General features: G+C 61.8%; 14 protein-coding genes and 1 riboswitch. Of the genes, 7 read left to right on the top strand and 7 right to left on the bottom strand.

Features of this window, described 5'->3' with window-relative positions:
* Positions 1–51 precede the first annotated feature (51 nt).
* Complete coding sequence (locus tag NKT35_RS19955) at positions 52–822, top strand: substrate-binding periplasmic protein (protein ID WP_254296411.1); 771 nt, start codon at positions 52–54, stop codon at positions 820–822.
* Here the strand turns inward: NKT35_RS19955 and NKT35_RS19950 are convergent.
* Together NKT35_RS19950 and gcvA are read right to left on the bottom strand one after the other, a co-directional pair.
* Positions 819–2,123 carry a voltage-gated chloride channel family protein gene (locus tag NKT35_RS19950; RefSeq protein ID WP_254296409.1) on the bottom strand — a complete coding sequence of 435 codons (1,305 nt, stop codon included), beginning with the start codon at positions 2,121–2,123 and terminating at the stop codon, positions 819–821. The two genes, NKT35_RS19955 and NKT35_RS19950, sit on opposite strands and share 4 nt — an antisense overlap.
* Before the next feature lie 77 nt (positions 2,124–2,200).
* A riboswitch (Fluoride riboswitch) is annotated at positions 2,201–2,266 on the bottom strand.
* A gap of 40 nt (positions 2,267–2,306) precedes the next feature.
* Entirely contained in the window at positions 2,307–3,206 is a 900-nt protein-coding gene (gcvA, locus tag NKT35_RS19945; protein ID WP_254296408.1) for a transcriptional regulator GcvA, read from the bottom strand.
* Positions 3,207–3,401: 195 nt separating this feature from the next.
* Here gcvA and acnB point away from each other — a divergent pair, with 195 nt between their 5' ends.
* Both acnB and NKT35_RS19935 read left to right on the top strand, forming a co-directional pair.
* Positions 3,402–5,990: a bifunctional aconitate hydratase 2/2-methylisocitrate dehydratase gene (gene acnB / locus NKT35_RS19940; protein ID WP_254296405.1), complete on the top strand. Its 2,589-nt coding sequence runs from the start codon at positions 3,402–3,404 to the stop codon at positions 5,988–5,990.
* A gap of 141 nt (positions 5,991–6,131) precedes the next feature.
* On the top strand, positions 6,132–6,446 hold the full coding sequence (locus tag NKT35_RS19935) for a GNAT family N-acetyltransferase (RefSeq protein ID WP_254296403.1): 315 nt from the start codon (positions 6,132–6,134) through the stop codon (positions 6,444–6,446).
* Between the two features lie 115 nt (positions 6,447–6,561).
* Here NKT35_RS19935 and NKT35_RS24320 read toward each other — a convergent pair whose 3' ends face one another.
* Entirely contained in the window at positions 6,562–6,807 is a 246-nt protein-coding gene (locus NKT35_RS24320; RefSeq protein ID WP_505190927.1) for a hypothetical protein, read from the bottom strand.
* On the opposite strand from NKT35_RS24320, the gene NKT35_RS19930 reads away from it, so the two are divergent.
* A complete protein-coding gene (locus NKT35_RS19930; RefSeq protein ID WP_505190926.1) occupies positions 6,797–7,600 on the top strand; it encodes an alpha/beta hydrolase family protein in 804 nt (267 codons plus the stop codon). The two genes, NKT35_RS24320 and NKT35_RS19930, sit on opposite strands and share 11 nt — an antisense overlap.
* A gap of 19 nt (positions 7,601–7,619) precedes the next feature.
* Positions 7,620–8,831 carry an acyltransferase family protein gene (locus tag NKT35_RS19925; protein ID WP_254296399.1) on the top strand — a complete coding sequence of 404 codons (1,212 nt, stop codon included), beginning with the start codon at positions 7,620–7,622 and terminating at the stop codon, positions 8,829–8,831.
* A 106-nt stretch (positions 8,832–8,937) separates the two neighbouring features.
* Here NKT35_RS19925 and NKT35_RS19920 read toward each other — a convergent pair whose 3' ends face one another.
* The 3 genes from NKT35_RS19920 to NKT35_RS19910 all read right to left on the bottom strand — a co-directional run bounded on the left by NKT35_RS19920 (position 8,938) and on the right by NKT35_RS19910 (position 12,968).
* Positions 8,938–9,732 (bottom strand): siderophore-interacting protein, encoded by a 795-nt coding sequence (locus NKT35_RS19920; RefSeq protein WP_254296397.1) that lies wholly within the window; start codon positions 9,730–9,732, stop codon positions 8,938–8,940.
* Positions 9,733–9,802: 70 nt separating this feature from the next.
* Complete coding sequence (locus NKT35_RS19915) at positions 9,803–10,429, bottom strand: PadR family transcriptional regulator (protein ID WP_505190925.1); 627 nt, start codon at positions 10,427–10,429, stop codon at positions 9,803–9,805.
* 106 nt (positions 10,430–10,535) lie between these two features.
* Complete coding sequence (locus NKT35_RS19910; RefSeq protein ID WP_254296393.1) at positions 10,536–12,968, bottom strand: N,N-dimethylformamidase beta subunit family domain-containing protein; 2,433 nt, start codon at positions 12,966–12,968, stop codon at positions 10,536–10,538.
* Positions 12,969–13,237: 269 nt separating this feature from the next.
* Here NKT35_RS19910 and NKT35_RS19905 point away from each other — a divergent pair, with 269 nt between their 5' ends.
* Positions 13,238–14,872, top strand: a complete 1,635-nt coding sequence (locus NKT35_RS19905) for a methyl-accepting chemotaxis protein (protein WP_254296391.1) — start codon at positions 13,238–13,240, stop codon at positions 14,870–14,872.
* Positions 14,873–14,885: 13 nt separating this feature from the next.
* Here the strand turns inward: NKT35_RS19905 and NKT35_RS19900 are convergent, their stop codons facing one another.
* A complete protein-coding gene (locus tag NKT35_RS19900; RefSeq protein WP_254296389.1) occupies positions 14,886–15,779 on the bottom strand; it encodes a TIGR02285 family protein in 894 nt (297 codons plus the stop codon).
* A 350-nt stretch (positions 15,780–16,129) separates the two neighbouring features.
* Here NKT35_RS19900 and NKT35_RS19895 point away from each other — a divergent pair, with 350 nt between their 5' ends.
* The gene (locus tag NKT35_RS19895; RefSeq protein ID WP_254296387.1) at positions 16,130–18,199 is read left to right on the top strand and encodes a hypothetical protein; all 2,070 of its coding nucleotides are present in this window, start codon (positions 16,130–16,132) and stop codon (positions 18,197–18,199) included.
* The last annotated feature ends 20 nt before the right edge of the window (positions 18,200–18,219 follow it).

Genomic DNA, 18,219 nt, shown 5'->3' with positions numbered 1-18,219 from the left:
GCAGCGGCTATCAATAATCATAGAATGCTTCAGGGTGGGCCTGCCATGGCGATGCGAGCGCTGCTTTTCCTGTTTTTGGGGCTGGCCTGCGCGCCGGCCTGGAGCTTGACCATCTACACCGAGGATTGGCCGCCCATCACCTTCCAGCGCAACGGCGTGGCGGACGGCATGGCGGTGGAAGTGGTGCGCGAGATCCAGGCGCGCATTCGCGACAACGCGCCCATCGAGGTGGTGCCCTGGGCGCGGGGCTATAAGGAGCTGCTGACCACGCCGGGCGTGATGCTGTTCACCGTGGGACGCAGCGAAGCGCGGGAAAAGCAGATGAGCTTGCTGGGGCCCATCGCCGTGTCGCAAACGGTATTGCTGGCGCGCAAGGGGGAGGCGGCCAAGCTGCTGGCGTTGGGCGCGGGCATTTACCAGCGGCCGGTAGGCGCCTACCGCGGCAGCATTTTCGCCGACGCGGCATCGGCCGCCGGCTTTGTCGAGGTGGATCTGGCCCCCACGCCGCAGGTGACGGCGCAGAAGTTGCTGCTTGGCCGCTACGATATGTGGGTGGAGGGCGGCTTCGTGGTGGCTTCGGTGCTCAAGGATATCCACCAGCCGGCCGATGCGGTGGAACTGGTGCGGGTGCTGGAATCGCTGGAGTTGTACTTGGCTTTCTCCCGCGGCACTTCGGCGGACGAGGTGAAGCGTTGGCAAGATGCTTTCGCCGCGATCAAGAAAGACGGCACCTTCAAGCGCATCTACAACAAATGGCTGCCGCGCGACGCGGCGCCGCTGGAGCTGAAGCTGCTTGGCGTGCCGCCTGGTCCGGTTCGCTAATCCACACTGTTTTCAGCTGTTTTGGCCTTGCGGCGCAAGGCCGGCCACTCGGCCAGACGGATGTTTTCCGGCACGCCGCGCCGCTTGGCCACGCCCACGCGCTGCGCGCGGTAGATGCCGGAGTGGCCGGAGCAGAGATAGCTGATCACGCAGGCCAAACCCGCATAAACGCCGATTTCCGGTCCGAACAGTTCCATCGCCATGACAGTGGAAGCCAGGGGCGTATTGGCCGCGCCGGCGAACACCGCGACAAAGCCCATGCCCGCCAGCAACGGGAAGGGTAGCTGCAGAATGGGCGAGAGCGCGTTGCCCAGCGTCGCGCCGATATAGAACAAGGGCGTCACCTCGCCGCCCTTGAAGCCGGAGCCCAGGGTCGCCACCGTGAACGCCAGCTTGCCGGCAAAGTCATAAGCCGGCAGCGGCTGCTGGAAGGCCGAGACTATGGTCGGCACGCCCAGGCCCAGGTAGGCGTCGACATTGAGCAGCGCGGCGGCCAGCGCGATGGCCGCGCCGCCGAGCAGCGGACGCAAGGGCGCGAAAGCGATCAGGCGCTTGAGTCCGCCGGACAGGGCATGGACGGATTCGGCAAAAAGCCTGCCGGTCAGACCGAAGGCCGCGCCCGCCAGCACGGCGGCGCTCAGTCCCCAAACCGTCGGCTGCGGAATGAAGGGAATGCGGTAATGGGTGTGATGCACGCCCCATAGCAAGCCGACTTGGTCGCCAAGTATGGCTGCGGCCAAGCAGGGCAATATGGCGTCGTAACGCAGGCGGCCTATGGCCAGCACTTCCAGGCCGAAGATCGCGCCGGCCAATGGCGTGCCGAACACCGAGGCGAAGCCGGCGCTGATGCCGGCCATCAGCAGCAGACACCTGTCTTCCGGCCGCAGGGGCAAACGCTTATGCATCTGATCCGCCAGCGCGCCGCCCATCTGCACCGCCGTGCCTTCGCGGCCGGCGGAGCCACCGCACAAATGGGTGGCCACGGTGCCGATCAGCACCAGCGGCGCCATGCGCAGCGGGATGGTTTTCTTGGGATCGTGGATTTCGTCGATCAGCAGGTTGTTGCCGGCCTCCACCTCGCGGCCCCAATGGTAATAAGCCATGCCGACTGCAAAGCCGGCCAAGGGCAGCAGCCAGATCAGCCAGCGATGGTGCGCGCGCGTCTGCGTGGCCCAATCCAGTGAAAACAGGAACAAGGCGGACGCGCTGCCTGCGAGGGCGGCGAGCAAAGCTGACAAAAGCAGCCATTTGCCGATATAGGGCAGGGCGGAGAGTCTTTCCGGGAGGATGCGGTATTTCATGGGCGTCCAATGCGTTTCGAATTGCAAATCGCCTGGACGGGCATGCTTGAAGGGTGCGCCTACAGCTTCCGTCCAGGAATACTGTAGGCATCATCAGCCTCTGGCGAGGCGGTTACGGGAGGCATGCCATCTCCGCTTTGCCCGATTGTACGGGGCGAAAGCATTTGGGCGCAAGCGGCGGGATCAGCGCGGCGGCTGCCCGGTTTTGCCGGCTTCGCTTTCCAGCCAGCGGCAGAAGGCCGCGACGGTGGCGTCCTCCGCCGACATGCGCGGCACTACCCAGCAGTAATCCCTCACGGTCACCACCGGCGCCGGCAGCGGAGAAACCAATTGGCCGGCGTCTATCAGCCCTTGCGCCATCGGCAGCGGACCCAGCACCACGCCCAAACCATCCACGGCGGCCTGCAAGGCCAGCGAGAACTTGTCGAAATGCAAACTGCAGGCGGGCTTGAGTTCAGGCACGCCGGCCAAGGTCAGCCAGCGCGGCCAGGCGGTGGGGCGGGTGTCGGCATGCAGCAGCGTGTGTTCGGTGAGGTCTGCCGGCTGCGCCAATGGCTGGCGCGCCAGCAGCGCCGGGCTGCACAGCGGCAGTTCCCATTCCTTCAGGAAAGGCTTGGCGATGTGGCCGGGCCAGTCGCCGGGGCCGCGGCGGATGGCCAGATCGAATGGCGCATCCAGCCGCGACAGATCGCGGTCCGAAGTCACCAAATGCAGCTCCAGATCGGGAAATCGGGCGCGAAAGCCGGCCAGCCGCGGCAGCAGCCAATAGCTGGCGAACGTCGGCGTGGAATTGATGCTGAGCCGGCGTTGGCGGTTGGGTTGCAGCAGCTGGGCGGTGGCGTTGGCGATCAGGTCCAGGCCATCCTGCACTTGCACCAGATAGCGCCAGCCGGCGTCGGTCAGCTTGACGCGGCCGCCGCTGCGCTCGAATAGCTGCACGCCTAGCCAGTCCTCCAGCTGCTTTATCTGTTTGCTCACAGCGCCATGGGTGACGAAAAGCTCGCCCGCTGCCGCCGAAAAGCTCTCCAGCCGCGCTGCGGCCTCGAAAATGCGCAATGAATTAAGAGGAGGGTAAGTGCTCATGCTGTGATTTTAACTCACAATCCATGTTGCCATTACTCGTTTGTATGCAGCCGCGGAAAAGCGTAACCTTCACTCACTACAAAGAGCATATCCCGGCCTTGGCCGCGGATGCGCAGAATTACCGAGTAGAGGCTGCCGGCGCGCCCACGAGGCCCGGCAGACTTGCCGACAACCAAGCGAAGAAGGTCCCAAGTCATGTTGCAAGCTTACCGTCAGCACGTTGCCGAGCGCGCCGCGCTGGGCATTCCGCCCCTGCCGCTGTCCGCCAAGCAGGTTGAAGAACTGGTCGAACTGCTGAAGAACCCGCCGGCCGGCGAGGAAAGCGTTCTGGTCGACCTGATCACCCACCGCGTGCCGCCGGGCGTGGACGATGCCGCCAAGGTCAAGGCCTCCTTCCTGGCCGCCGTGGCCGAAGGCAGCGTGAAGTCGCCGCTGGTTTCGCGCGAACTGGCCACCGAGCTGCTGGGCACCATGCTGGGCGGCTACAACATCAAGCCGCTGGTCGACCTGCTGGATGACGCCTCCGTCGCCAAGATCGCCGCCGCGGGCCTGAAGAAAACCCTGCTGATGTTCGACTCCTTCCATGACGTGAAGGAGAAAATGGACAAGGGCAACGCCGTCGCCAAGGAAGTGGTCGAATCCTGGGCCAATGCCGAGTGGTTCACCAGCCGTCCGGAAGTGGCGCAAAAAATCACCGTCACCGTGTTCAAGGTGCCGGGCGAAACCAATACCGACGATCTGTCCCCGGCGCCGGACGCCTGGAGCCGCCCGGACATCCCGCTGCACTATCTGGCCATGCTGAAGAACACCCGTGCCGACGCGGCCTTCAAGCCGGAAGAAGACGGCAAACGCGGCCCGATGCAGTTCATCGACGATCTGAAAGCCAAGGGCAATCTGGTGGCCTACGTCGGCGACGTGGTTGGCACCGGCTCCTCGCGCAAGTCCGCCACCAACTCCGTGGTGTGGGCCACCGGCCAGGACATCCCGTTTGTGCCGAACAAGCGCTTCGGCGGCGTGACCCTGGGCGGCAAGATCGCGCCTATCTTCTTCAATACCCAGGAAGACTCCGGCTCGCTGCCGATCGAAGTGGACGTGTCCAAGCTGGAAATGGGCGACGTGATCGACGTTTACCCTTACGCCGGCAAGATTGAGAAGAACGGCGCCCTGGTGGCGGAGTTCAAGCTGAAGTCCGAAGTGATCCTGGACGAAGTGCGCGCCGGCGGCCGCATCAACTTGATCATCGGCCGCGGCCTGACCTCCAAGGCGCGCGAAGCGCTGGGCCTGCCGGCTTCCACCGAATTCCGCCTGCCCAAGGCCCCGGTTGATTCCGGCAAGGGCTTCAGCCTGGGCCAGAAGATGGTTGGCCGCGCCTGTGGCCTGCCGGAAGGCAAGGGCGTGCGCCCGGGCACCTACTGCGAACCGAAGATGACCACCGTCGGCTCGCAGGACACCACCGGCCCGATGACTCGCGACGAGCTGAAAGATCTGGCCTGTCTGGGCTTCTCCGCCGACCTGGTGATGCAGTCGTTCTGCCACACCGCCGCTTATCCGAAGCCGGTGGATGTGAAGATGCACAAGGAACTGCCGGCCTTCATCTCCACCCGCGGCGGCGTTTCGCTGCGTCCGGGCGACGGCGTGATCCACAGCTGGCTGAACCGCCTGCTGCTGCCGGACACCGTCGGCACCGGCGGCGACAGCCACACCCGCTTCCCGATCGGCATTTCCTTCCCGGCTGGCTCCGGTCTGGTGGCTTTCGCCGCCGCCACCGGCGTGATGCCGCTGGACATGCCGGAATCGGTGCTGGTGCGTTTCAAGGGCAAGCTGCAGCCGGGGGTGACCCTGCGCGACCTGGTCAACGCCATCCCGCTGTACGCGATCAAGCAAGGCCTGCTGACCGTGGCCAAGGCTGGCAAGAAGAACATCTTCTCCGGCCGCATCCTGGAAATCGAAGGCCTGCCGGACCTGAAGGTTGAACAAGCTTTTGAATTGACCGACGCATCCGCCGAGCGCTCCGCCGCCGGTTGCACCGTGCACCTGAACAAGGAGCCCATCGTCGAGTACATGCGTTCCAACATCACGCTGATGAAGACCATGATCGCCGACGGCTATCAGGACGCGCGCACGCTGGAACGCCGCATCAAGGGCATGGAAGAGTGGATCGCCAAGGGCCAGCTGTTGAAGGCCGACGCCGACGCCGAGTACGCCGCCGTGATCGATATCGACCTGGCCGACGTCAAGGAACCGATCGTCGCCTGCCCGAACGACCCGGACGACGTGAAGTTCATGTCCGAAGTGGCCGGCACCAAGATCGACGAAGTGTTCATCGGCTCGTGCATGACCAATATCGGCCACTTCCGCGCCGCATCCAAGCTGCTGGAAGGCAAGGCTGACATCCCGGTACGCCTGTGGGTGGCGCCGCCGACCAAGATGGACGCCAAGCAACTGACCGAGGAAGGCCACTACGGCGTGCTGGGCCGCGCCGGCGCCCGCCTGGAAATGCCGGGCTGCTCGCTGTGCATGGGCAACCAGGCGCAGGTGCGCGAAGGCGCGACCGTGATGTCCACCTCCACCCGCAACTTCCCCAACCGTCTGGGCAAGAACTCCAACGTGTACCTGGGTTCGGCGGAACTGGCCGCGATTTGCTCCAAGCTGGGCAAGATCCCGACCGTGGAGGAATATCAGGCCAATATCGGCATCATCAACGAGAAGGGCGCCGAGGTTTACAAGTATTTGAACTTCGACCAGATCGCTGAATATCAGGAGCTGGCCGCCAGCAAGGCCTGATAGCCCAACTGCTTACCTTGGTAGCGCCGTTCGCCCTGATGGGCGGGCGGCGTTTTTTTATGCCGGGTTCAGCGGGCTTGTTATTCTCAGCTTTATGCATCAATATGAATGCCATTTGCATTTTCATGGGTGGGGATGCCTATGGCAAGTACGCGCCCGGCTGTCGGCGACGATCTGGATTTCGCTTTTCATGTCACAGAGACGGCGATGCGCGATCATTTCATCCCGACCTGGGGAGCGTGGGAGCCGGTGTTTCGGTTTCATCATCACCGGCAATCTTTCGATCTTGCCACGCACTGCATTGTCTTGATGGATGGACAGCCGGCGGGTGTCATCGCCGTGGCGGAGTTTTCAACGGATATCCAGTTGGAAAAACTCTATTTACTGCCGGAATACCGGGCTCAGGGAATCGGGACGCAATTGTTTGGAATGGCCCAAGCTCAGACAAGCCTTTGAGATTGCGGGTGTTGCGCGTCAATGCCCTGCCGTGCGCTTTTATCAGCGATTGGCTTGCGAGGCGATGGAAACGACGGCGGAGCGGGCATTCATGCAAAGAAAATTCTTGATAGTGTCAGCTGAAGGCGGGCCGTGCTGACGATTTGTTGCGCATCTTAAATAGAGGAGAGGTCATGAGCTTGGTCAGGTTGGTGTTGGCGCTGATTTTCTGTGGAGCCGCTTCGATGGCTTCAGCTGCGGGCTTGCGCCTGATCGATATCCCGGCCTCCGGCGAAGCCGAGGCGTTGAAGGCGGCTATCTGGTCGCCATGCGAGCAGCAGCCGGAAACCAAGCAAGTCGCCGCTTTTTTGGTGACGGCCAAGCAGGATTGCCCGGTCACAAAAGACAAGCTGCCTCTCATCGTGATCTCGCACGGGCTGGGCGGCACGATTTACGGCCATCACGACACCGCTCAGACGCTGGCGGATAATGGCTTCCTGGTGGTGTCGTTGAATCATCCCGGCGACAGCGGCATGAGCATGCGCTATCCCTGGGATATGAAGGCATTCGAACGCAGACCCGCCGATATCAGCCGCGTCATTGATTACATGTTGAAGGGGTCGCCTTTGGCGGGGCAGATCGATGCGTCCCGGATAGGCGTATTCGGCTTCTCCCGCGGCGGCTTCACCTCCCTGGTCGTTGCCGGAGCCGAGCCGGATTTCGCCGGTTCAGGCATACCATGCCCGCAGCAGCGTTTACTGTGCCGCCAAATCAAACAGGAGGGCGCGAATGCGCGCCGCTGGGCGCATGATGCTCGCGTTCGGGCGGCCGCCGCTGTCGATCCGCTGAATGCTTTTCCCACCGCAGCCAGCTTGAAGGGAGTTCACATTCCCTTGCTGCTATGGATTTCCGAAAATGGTGGTGAGGGCGTGGTGCCTGAAGTCGAGGCCAGGCTTCCGTCCATGCTGCCAACCTTGAAAAACTACCGGATGGTTCCGAACTCAGGGCATTTCGCTTTTCTGGCGCCGTGCGCGGCGGCGGTCGCCAAGGAAGAGCCGGAAATTTGCCAGGATGCCCCAGGTTTCGACCGCGCGGCGTTTCATCAAGAAATGAATGCGGCGGTGCTGGCTTTCTTTCAGCAGGAATTAAAAGCCGCGGTGAAATCATCCGAATAAAGCATCTTGCGATGAAGCGGTGGGCACGATCACCCTGGCCTCCAGGGTGATGGGCAACGGCCCTTGCTTGATATCCAACCTTATAAAAAATCTATTTATGATAGTTGTGCATGCTTGCGCACCGGAAGTGCCGCTTGTCGCAAAAGGGCGTATTGCGGGGCTGGACACGCTGCGCGCATTAGCCATCGTGCTGGTGCTGTGCACCCATTATGCGGTTGTAGTCTCCCGCGAGCCTACTTTCGGTTATTTCACCCGCTGGGGCTGGGCGGGGGTTGATCTGTTCTTTGTGTTGAGCGGCTATCTGATCGGCAGCCAGATCATGGCGCCGCTTGCCACGGGCCAGGTTTTTTCATGGCGCAACTTTATGGCAAGACGCTTTCTGCGCACCCTGCCCAATTACTATGTGATTCTTGCGCTTTATTTATTGTTGGGCCAAACCCTTGGCGGATCGACAACGGCTTCTGTCTGGCAATTCTTGACCTTTACGCAGAATTTCTCTTTCTTGCAATGGAACCACACCTTCTCCCACTCTTGGTCTTTGTGCATTGAAGAGCAATTCTATCTGGCCCTGCCGCTTGCGCTGTTGTTAGCATGGCGCATGCCAAGGCCGGTGCTGGCCATGTGGGTTTTAGCTGTTTTAGCGATAGCGGGCGGCATGCTGGCGCGCGCGATTTGCTGGCAGCGACTCGGCGCAGACGCCTACGGGGCGCCATTCTATTATTCCAGCTTTACGCGATTTGACGAGTTATTGCCTGGCGTCCTGATTGCCCTTTTACAGCATTTCCATCCCAAGGCTTTCGCCAAGATGGCGAAGCAATCCATCTGGCTGCTGATAAGCGGAGCCGGCTTGGTCATATTGGGCTTGCTTTGGATAGGAAACCAGATACCCACAACCATGCCCTCGGCCATTCTGGCGTATCCTATGCTGGCCTGGGGCTTTGCTCTGGTCATGTTCAGCTGCCTTCAACCATCTTCCTTGCTGAATCAACTGATGATTCCCGGCGCAGGACAGCTCGCGGCGTGGTCTTATGCCATTTATCTTGCCCATAAGCCGGTATTCAAGCTGGTGCTCGCGCCGTTGCAAAACGCCGGCGTTTCGCCGAAATCCAATCTGGGCATCATGCTCATCATGTCTGCCGGCATCGGCGCGGGTTGGGTGCTTTTCCGTTTGGTGGAAACCCCGTTCATGAACGCGCGGGCGCGGTGGTTTCCGTCTGGCGTAAAGGCGTGATATGCCCTGTGAGGCTGGAGCAGGGCGTGGACGTTACGCGGCGCGCGATGCCCGCGACATCCAGTTGAATGCCGCGGTGGGCGAAGAAGCTTAGGCGAATTGACGATTAATCGGAAATGCTCTCATGCGCGCCGGCGTCGCCGCGTTTCCAGTAACCCGCCACCCGCATGTTTTCTTTGTCCAGCCCTCGCGCCAGCAGGTGCTTGTGCAGCGGGCGCATCTCGCCGCTTTCTCCGGCGGCCCAGACATAGCCCTCGCCGCTCGGCAAGCCGGCGTTTTCAACGGCTTGCAGCAGCGTCTGATCTTTCTGGCGGTAGCGCCAGATGATTTCCATGCCGGCCGGCCCGGCCATGGGAAGCCGGTTGTCCTCATTCTCAACCAGAATCCAAGCCTGTCCGCGCGCATCTGCCGGCAGCTCTTCCAGACGGCGGGCAATCGCCGGCGCCGCGCTTTCATCGCCTATCAACCAATGCCAATCAAAGCCAGTCGGCACTACGCGGGAACCGCGCGGGCCGCCCAGGCCCAGATAGTCGCCGGCTTGAGCGGCTTTGGCCCATTCGGCGGCCACGCCGCCGTCGTGGATGACAAAGTCGATGTCCAGCTCGCCCGCTTGCGGGTCATAGCGGCGAGGCGTGTAGTCGCGCATGGCCGGCTTGGCTTGGTCGGCTGGGAAGCTGATACCGCTTTCGCTCACCTGCGGCGCGGCGGGTTTGGCTTCGCCGGGAGCGGGGAAGAACAGTTTGACGTGATCGTCGAAAGAGGCGGAAACAAAACCTTCCAGCTCCGCGCCGCTCAGCGTGATGCGCAGCATGGAGGGGGACAGCGTTTGGATCCGCTTTACCTGCAGCAGGCGGAAGCGCAGCGGATGGCGCAGTTTTTGCACAGTGAGATCGGGTTTCAAAACCAGCTCCTTTGATTGGTTTGGCTTCGCCGGCGAGTCCGGCCTGGCCGGGCGGCGCGCCGTTTGTATGTCAACAGCCCGGCATGGCTTCGCCGATGATTTCCGCTGTCGCCCGGCGCAAAATAGCGGCGATGCGCTGTTGTTCAGCCTCGTCGGCGTCGTCCCGCAGCAGCAAGGCATGCTTGAGCGCGCGGCGGGCCTCTATCATTTCCTTGGTCCATCCGGCCGCGCCTTGCTCGCCGATCTCCTCGCCGGCGTAGGCGCGGCGCGCCAATTCCATCTTGCGGCCGACATGGCGCAGCTTGGCCAGCATTAGATCCACATGCTCGCGCTGACTATCCAGCCTGGACATTCCCTCCGGCGCGAGGGAGTAGCTTTTGCGGTTGCCATGCGCCTCGACGGTGACTTGGGACAGTTCTTCCAGATAGGTCAAGGCGGGATAGACCATGCCCGGGCTGGGGCTGTAGTAGCCATTGGAGCGGGCGGCCAGCTCCTTGATCAGCTCATAGCCGTGCGCGGGACGCTCGCTGATCAATGCGAGCAGCAGCAGTTGCAGATCCTCGGCGCCGAACTTGCGTCCGCGCGTCATTTCGCCGTCGCCGCCGCCGCGATGGCCGCCGCGCCGCCTCTCCATGCCGTTGGCGCGCAGCCAGGCCAAGGGGTGCGTCCACATATTGCAGATGTGTCTATGCTTCATCATTGCCTCCATATCTTACGATATATATCTTACGATACGTATCGTAAGATATATATCGTAAGATATGTTGTCAAGCGCATTTCCGCACAGACGGATGGCGAACGCGTTATTTGGGGAGATAGGCAAGCACGCTATTGCCGCCGCCGCCCAGGTGCAGGCCATCGGGGCTCCAGTAAGCGCGGCCGTCGCTGAACAGGGTCAGCAGCCCGCCGTGGAGGGCCTGGATGCTGGCGGCGGAAGTGTTGCCTTGATAGAGCACTCGGGTGCTGCCGCCTCCGCCTAGGTTCTTCAAGTCGGGGCTGTCGGTAACCAATCCGTCGAAGCAGACGCGCAAGCCGGTTGGCGAAGCCGATATCGCCAGCGGTTTGAGAGCCAGGCTGTCGGCTAGCAAGCGGCCCGCATCAAGCCGGACGCCATCCGGACTGTATGCGATGCGTCCATCGGCAAAGTGGACGCAAACGGCGCCATGGCTCCAGCCGACAATATTGAGAATTGGAACCTTGCCCTGGTAAACCAGCGTCTGGCGCAAATTGGCCGGATCTGTGGCGCGGTAGCAGCTGTGATCGGCGCAGGCGATATAAATCGCGCCGGCGGCTATCCAGATATGCTTGATGGGCGAAGGGCCGGCGTCGACGGCGATGGTATTTCCGCCGCCGCCCAGATTGAGGCCGTCCGGGCTCCAGCAGACGCGGTCGTCGCTGAAAGCGGTCAAGACGCCGTCAGCCCAAGACGCCCAAGCCAGCACCGGCCGGCCATCGGCATAGACCAGTTCGCTATCCCAGAAATCAAGCGGCGCGGCTGGGCCTGAGACCGCGCTTAGCTGAGCGGCGATTGCCGAGGCGGGGGTGAAATAAATTCTGCCACCGGCAAGCTCGGTGTAAACCCCGTGCGGAGCGCTCAGCGCCGACAGCATGGGCTTGGCGCCGTCATACCAGATTCTGGCATCCTGCGACGCCAGCGCCGCGGGCCGGCGAGTGATCATGGCGCCGCCGTCGGAAAACAGAGCGATCACCGCATTGCCCAGCGAGGTCAGCGAATGGATGCGGCGCTGGGCGCTCAGACGCCGCATGACATTGAGGGTGATGTGGCGGGTTGTCGCTTCCCGCTGGAAGTTGCGCGCCCAATGATTGGTCGATGCGCTGAATACGCTGCCCTTGCCCACCATGATGCCCATGGTGGCCTCTGAGAACCAGCCGCCCTCATGATGCGAATTATCGGTTGAAGGGCAGTTCGCCAGCACTTGGAAGTTGCGGGGGCTGCCGCCTTGGCCGGGCCGGCCGCCATCGACCTCGCACTCGTTTTCTATCACCCGGGCAAGTTCGCCGAAGGTCGCGCCGTCAGGGAGCTCGCAGTTGGCGAAAATCCAGTGCCGGAAGGCGCCGTCGGCCAGGGAGTAGGGCAAGGGTTTGGGCAGGGTCTTATTGGCGCCGGCGATGAAGCCGCAGCGGAAGCTGACGCCCAGCATGATGTTTTCCGGGTAGAAAGCCTGATCTCCGCTGGTGGGCAGATTGTTATCCCGGCTTTCTTTATAGGTGGCGGCGGCTGCCGACCCGGACACCGGCACCCGATACCACTCGATGCTGGCCAGATGGTTTCTCCCGCTGCCGTCGTTGTAGATCGGATCCTGGGCGTAATTGTCCTCATTCGGATAGCTTTTGGTATCGATGCCGGCGACGGTGCGGTAGCAGGTCATCTGCAGGCCTTGGCCGGTCTTGGCGAATCGGGCCTGCCACCAGCAGGTATTGCCGCTGAAGTTGGCGATATTGCCGCCAGCCTGTTTGAACGCTTCGACCGCCTGGCGCATCTCCCAGGACCAGTATTCATCATGCCCAAAAATCACCAGCAAACGGTAATGGCTCAGCAAGGCCGGATTGAAGTGCAGATCGTAGCTGGAGCAATGCTCGACAGGCAGGCCATGCTTCAGGGTGAACTGCAGCAGCGGGAGATTGCTGGCCACGTCGGCCGCCAGCGTAGGATTGGGGCGCTGATTGGAAATCACCGGCGAGGCGAGGCCGTCGCGGGAGATGTCGGAATACAGGCAGCGGCCTCCCCAGTTGTTGTAGGCCTCCGAGGTGGCGAAGGGCCACAGGAAGAGGATTTTCGACAGCGCTCCGGGCTCGCGGGGCCGGATCAGGAAGTAGCTGACGTAGGCGCTCGCGCGATGAAGCGGGTCGGCATGGACTTTCGCCATGTACAGGCCAGGCGCGTAAGCGCTGGTGGAGATGGCGGCGCTTGGCGACCAGGCCGCGCCGTATCGATAGGGGCGGGCCCGGGTGGCTTGCGCCTCGGCGTTCAAGTGGAAGCTGGCGACATGCGTTTCCGCGCTGCCGATCAGGTACAGGTCCAACTTAACCGCAACGGCATAGCTGGCCCTGACAAAGAAAGTGAGCGTCTCGCCTTGCTCGACCGAACTGGCGTCGGTGTACATTTCGAGCTGCAGGCTGCGGCTTGCGGTGTTGGCAACGGCCAATGAGGTTTTCGCGCCCAGCGCGGCGGCGATCATTCCGGACAGGACGGTCCGGCGATTGTAGTTTTTCAAAGCTTGATCTCGGAGTGCAGTGGCGCAAAAGCGCGTGTGACAGGCAGATGACGTGATTCAAGCACGCCAGCGGCAGGCTTGGCAAAAGGCAGGCTTTGTTATTTGCGACTTTTGCCTGGTTTAACCCTTCTTGCCGCCAATTATTTGTTTTCGTCTAGATAGTCAATATTGGTGCAAATGACCAATGTCAATAAAGTCAAGATTCAATATTGAATCAACATAAATATATGCGCTATTGTTAGAGCTTTATTTCAGCCGGTGTGACTTGAATGGCGAAAACCATTTCTCTGAAAATGCGCTTGCTGCTGCAAACGGTCAGCGCCATCTTGCTGGTTTGCGTGTTGGGCGCCTTGTTGATTCATGCTCTGCAACGGCAGCTGTTTTCGGACAGGCAGGACTTGGTGCGCAGCCAAGTGGAAAACGCGGCGAGCCTGATCGCCATGCACGAGGAGCAAGCCGCCGCGGGCCTGGTTCCCGAGGCGGAGGCCAAACGGGTGGCGATGCAGGAGCTGAGCAAGCTGCGCTTTGACGGCAAAGAGTATTTTTTTACGCTCGACAAAGATTTGAAATGGTTGGCGCACGGCGCCAATCCCAAGCTGATCGGCAAGGACATGCACAGCGTGAAGGACGCCAAGGGGCAAAACCTGGGCGATCTTTTCGACAAGATGTTGCGCGAAGGCGGCGGCAAGGGCTTTACGCGCTACATGTGGGACAAACCGGGTTCGGATCAGCCGCAGGAAAAGATCGCTTACGCCCAGCTCACGCCGCGCTGGGGCTGGGTGGTGGGGACCGGCCTGTTCGTTGACGACATCAATGCGATCCTGATGGCGCAGTTATTGAGCGTGGGCGGGCAGTTGCTGCTGTTTGTGGTGGTGACCTTGTCGCTGGGGTGGTGGGTGTACCGCAGCGTGATGCGCGAACTGGGGGTGGAGCCGGCCGAGGCGGTGCAAATCGTGCGCGAGATCGCCGAAGGCAAGCTGGACCGGGAAATCCAGGTCGGCGCCGCGCAACGCGGCAGCCTGCTGGAGCATATCCGCCAGATGCAGCTTGAGCTGCGCCAATTGGTCGGCGACATCATCCGCGACGCCGATGAGCTGGGCCGCTTGAATGCCGATGTGGTGGATGGCGCCAGGATGGTGGCTGACAACTCTCAAGGCCAGAGCGAAGGCGCGGCGGCGATGGCGGCATCGGTGGAGCAGCTCACCGTCAGCATCAATCACATCGCCCAGCACGCCAAAGATGCGCGTTCCGTTTCGCAGGACTCCGGCCAGTTATCCGCCTCCGGCAGCGAGGTCATCGCCAAAGCGGTGGCCGAGATGCAGCACATCAGCCAGACGGTGGATGTCACCGAATCCGCCATCGCCGATCTGGCGACCAAAACCGCCACCATCTCCAACATCATGCAGGTGATCAAGGACATAGCGGACCAAACCAATCTGCTGGCGCTGAATGCCGCCATCGAAGCGGCGCGCGCGGGGGAAAGCGGCCGCGGATTCGCAGTGGTGGCCGACGAGGTGCGCAAGCTGTCGGAACGCACCGCCAAGGCCACCGAGCAAACCGCAGACATGATCGCCGAGATACAAGCCAGCTCCGACCTGTCGCGGCAGAACATGAGCGAAACCGTGGCCAAGGTGAAAACCGGCCTGCAACTGGCCGAGCAAGGCGGGGAGCTGATTCAGCAGATCCACGGCAGCGCGAGCCAGGTGGTGCAGGTGGTCAATGATATCTCGCACGCCTTGCAAGAGCAGGGCATCGCCAGCCAGGACATCGCCCGCCATGTGGAGCAGATCGCGCAAGTGGCGTCCGGCAACGCGGTGGCGGCCACCCAGGCTTCGGAAAGCATCGTGCGGATAGAGGAAGTGACTGGCAATTTGAGACAGTCGGTGTCCCAGTTCCAGGTTTAGCCCCCTGACGCCGCTAGGGCGGCGGATACTCACCCGGCGGCGCCGGGTGGGTCCGCCAGCGGTAAAAGCGGTCCAGCTCAGCCTTGTAGCGGCTCATGGTGGCGGTGGAGAGCCAGCGCGTCTGCGCTTCTCTGTAAGCGGGATCTTTCACGGCTTCCGCCAGCAGTGAGTCTATCTTGACGATGGCTTGTCTTCCCCATGGCGTGCGAGGACAGGCAATGCCGACAGGTATCAGTTTAGAGCCGGCCAAGGGCAGGTTGGTCAGGCCGGCCTGGAGGACCTGCTCGGCCCGGTAATTGAAATTGGGTTCGTAGTCCAGCGTGTAGTCGGCGCGGCCCAGCTCCAGCAGCTTGAACAAGCCTTCGTTGGAGGGCAGGTTGGGCTGCATCTTGACGTTGGCGTTGCGCGGGCCCGCCAATAGCTTGTCAATCTCGGCCGTATAGCTGCGGCCTGCCGCGGCGATACCCCTCAAGGCAGGCTGCGCGATCAGTTTTCCCAGCAGGACATCGCCCCGCGCATCCCGCGGCGCCATGGCGGCCTTGTCACTCCGGATGATTACTCGCAGCGGCATCTGCAGGTGGGTTAGCGTGAAATAGGCGAATCTTTCACGCTCGGGCGTGGGAATCAGATTGGGCCGGCAGACCTGGCTGCCTTTCTGCAGCGCCAATATGCTGCGCGCCGTGCTCATGACCTCAAAGCGGTGCCGGGCTTCCGGCCACCTGGCCATCAGCAGCTTGAGATAGACATCGTTTTGTCCGACGGTGGGCAGTCCATTGACCACGATGAAATTAGGCGGCCAATCGGACAAAACCCAGGTGATGTTTTTCGTGTCCACTTCCACTGCGCCTGCGCGGACAGCAAGCAGTAGGGCCGCCAGCCAGCACATCTTTTTGAGCAGATTTTCCACGCCCAATCCATCCGATAGTCAATTCGCCGCCCAGACATTTCCGTAGCCGTCGCATGCAAAGCTTGCAACTCAGTATAGGCGGACGCGAAGTGGATGATGATTTGCCGTTCCGGGCGGAGGGCAAAGGCGAGCGGCGAGGACTGTCCATCGGTACAGGTCGGCTTGCCTGGCCAATGGGCTAGTTTGAAACGGCAAGCTGACGGATGTCAGTCCGCGACGGCCAGCGCCAATCGCTGGCCGTTTGCTGTTTGACCACGCGTCCCTTTTCGTCCCGCGCGCTTACCGCTTGTCAGCATGTCGCCGCAGCCGCAGTCGCCCGAATGGAAGCTGTCCCACCAAGGAGCTTGTCTATGAGCTATCTGCACTATCCGCGCCTGGCGTTTTCCGGCCTGTTTCAGGCGGATGTCTCCACCGTCAACAACGACCCTCGTCATTTCGACAATCAAACCTTTGAGCCTTACTTCCAGAAACCGGAGGAAGGGCAGCAGTTCAATGGTTGGTGGAATCCATTGGGCACCGGCATTTTCGGATTGAAGAATTGCATCGTGCAGTCCGCGCTGGGGCCGGACGGCAAAGAAGTCCGCAGCGCGGGCGAAGACGCGGCCATAGGGCTGATTGTCGGCAATACCGACGATCAGCCATCCGGCAAAATGGTGGACCTGGACCCGGATTGGCAGTTGGCCTCCTGTATTTACGGCCAGACCATCACCCTGCGCGCCGCCAATGGCCAGGTGCTGATGCGCGGCGATTACGCGCCCAATCCATTTCGCGACCTATGGTTCAACCGCGTCGGCAATCTGCGCGGCGATAGCGCCGCCTCGGCCATCTGGCAGACCATTCTCACCAATGTGAGCTGGAATCTGGACGCGATCAACAGCCCTTTGCTGCAAGAACTGAAAGCCATCAGCGAAAGCCAGGGCAATGCCTTGTCGCTGCGGATGAGCACCTATGGCTACGATGCCAGTCTGGGCGACAGTTTTTTCTCCTATGGACTGGTGCTGGGCGCCATCGGCCCGGCCTATCCGGAGCGGGAGCCGGCGTCCTTCGTGCTGGGCCGCCGCTTCATTCCGGCCGCCAGCCTGTTGCCGGCCTCGGCCTATCCAAACGCGCAGGATTACTTTCCCAATGTCGGTTGGTTCAGCGCGCAAATCGCCGACGACACCTTGTATGTCGATCTGAGCAATGCGCTGCCCTTGGCTTACTCCGCCGGCAGCACGCTGGAAACTTCGTACCAGGTGAATGTCACCAGCGGGAGCGGCAGCGGCAACCCCAATGCGGTCAGCAGCGGCGATCCCAACCAGCAATACTGGCAGCAGCCCTTCATCATCGCGCAACTGAACTCGACCGAGCTGCCGACCAGTCCTTATCTGCAGCCTGATCAGTATCAGCCGCTCGCTACCGTCGATATCAGCAATGCCAGCCTGCTCAGCCGCAGCGGCATCGCCGCGGTGCCGATTCCCGACTCCTTGAAGGCCACCATTAAGCAGCTGCCTCTGGCGCTGATCACCTCCGGCAATCCCAATACCGGCATCGCGCTGTTGTTGTGCTGCGAAGGCGCGGGCGGCTGGGAAGTGCGCGCCGAGGAGTTCGCGCTGCGGCTGGACCCCAATGGCGGCTATCCCGACGCGAACGTCAACGCCAATGAGACGGTATCGGCGGTCTACGTCGCCCAATACGGCGTGCCTTTGGCCAAGCAGCCTGTATCCGTGCAGGCGACCGCCCAGCCGCCGCAAGTGGATACCGGCGATTGCCCCACCGACAATCCGCCGCAAACCACGCCCAAGGCCGCGCCGCCCACCACCAACGCGCCGGCGGAGCAGGTCCGTTTCGCGCAGCTGGCTGGCGAAACTTCCGAATGGGGACGGGTGGACCTACGCGTCAGCGGCCCGTCGCAGATGGGTTATCCGCGGTATTACATGGACGGCCAGCTGTTCAATTACAACTACAACTTCGCGCCCAGTTCGCCCAATGGCGCGGCGACGGTGCAGCAGCAGTTCGACCAATACGCCATCGTGGTCCGTTCCACCTATGTCGTCCCCAATCCGGTGACCTGGGAGGATGTGCAGCCCATCCTGCAGCAGTACGCCAATCTCTACCCGGTGATGAGCCAGGGCTTGTTTGATTTTTCCAAGAAAGAACAGGCCGACGCCAACGCCTTCATCTTGAAGTTCGTGCTGGAAAAGCCGATGGACGATCCGGACCAGATGCCGGTGACGCGCGATCTGTCCAGCAGCAAGCGCAGGGCGCTGATCGCTTATTTCAATCAGGTGATAGAAGGGCAGGGGCGGCCCAAGAGCATGTTGGACATGTTCGGCAAGCGCTGCCCGACCCGCGGCGGCGGAGAGCGGCAGGCCTGCCCTGAGCAACAGGAAAGCCTGACTCATTTCCATGGCGGCAAAGGCGATTGCCCGGCGAAGTAAGCGCTCTCGACTCTTGAAAA

Origin of the sequence: Chromobacterium sp. IIBBL 290-4 (assembly GCF_024207115.1) — a bacterium.
Lineage (GTDB): Bacteria > Pseudomonadota > Gammaproteobacteria > Burkholderiales > Chromobacteriaceae > Chromobacterium.
The sequence above is the reverse complement of the archived record's forward strand: the minus strand, read 5'-3'. Positions and strand labels throughout refer to the sequence as shown.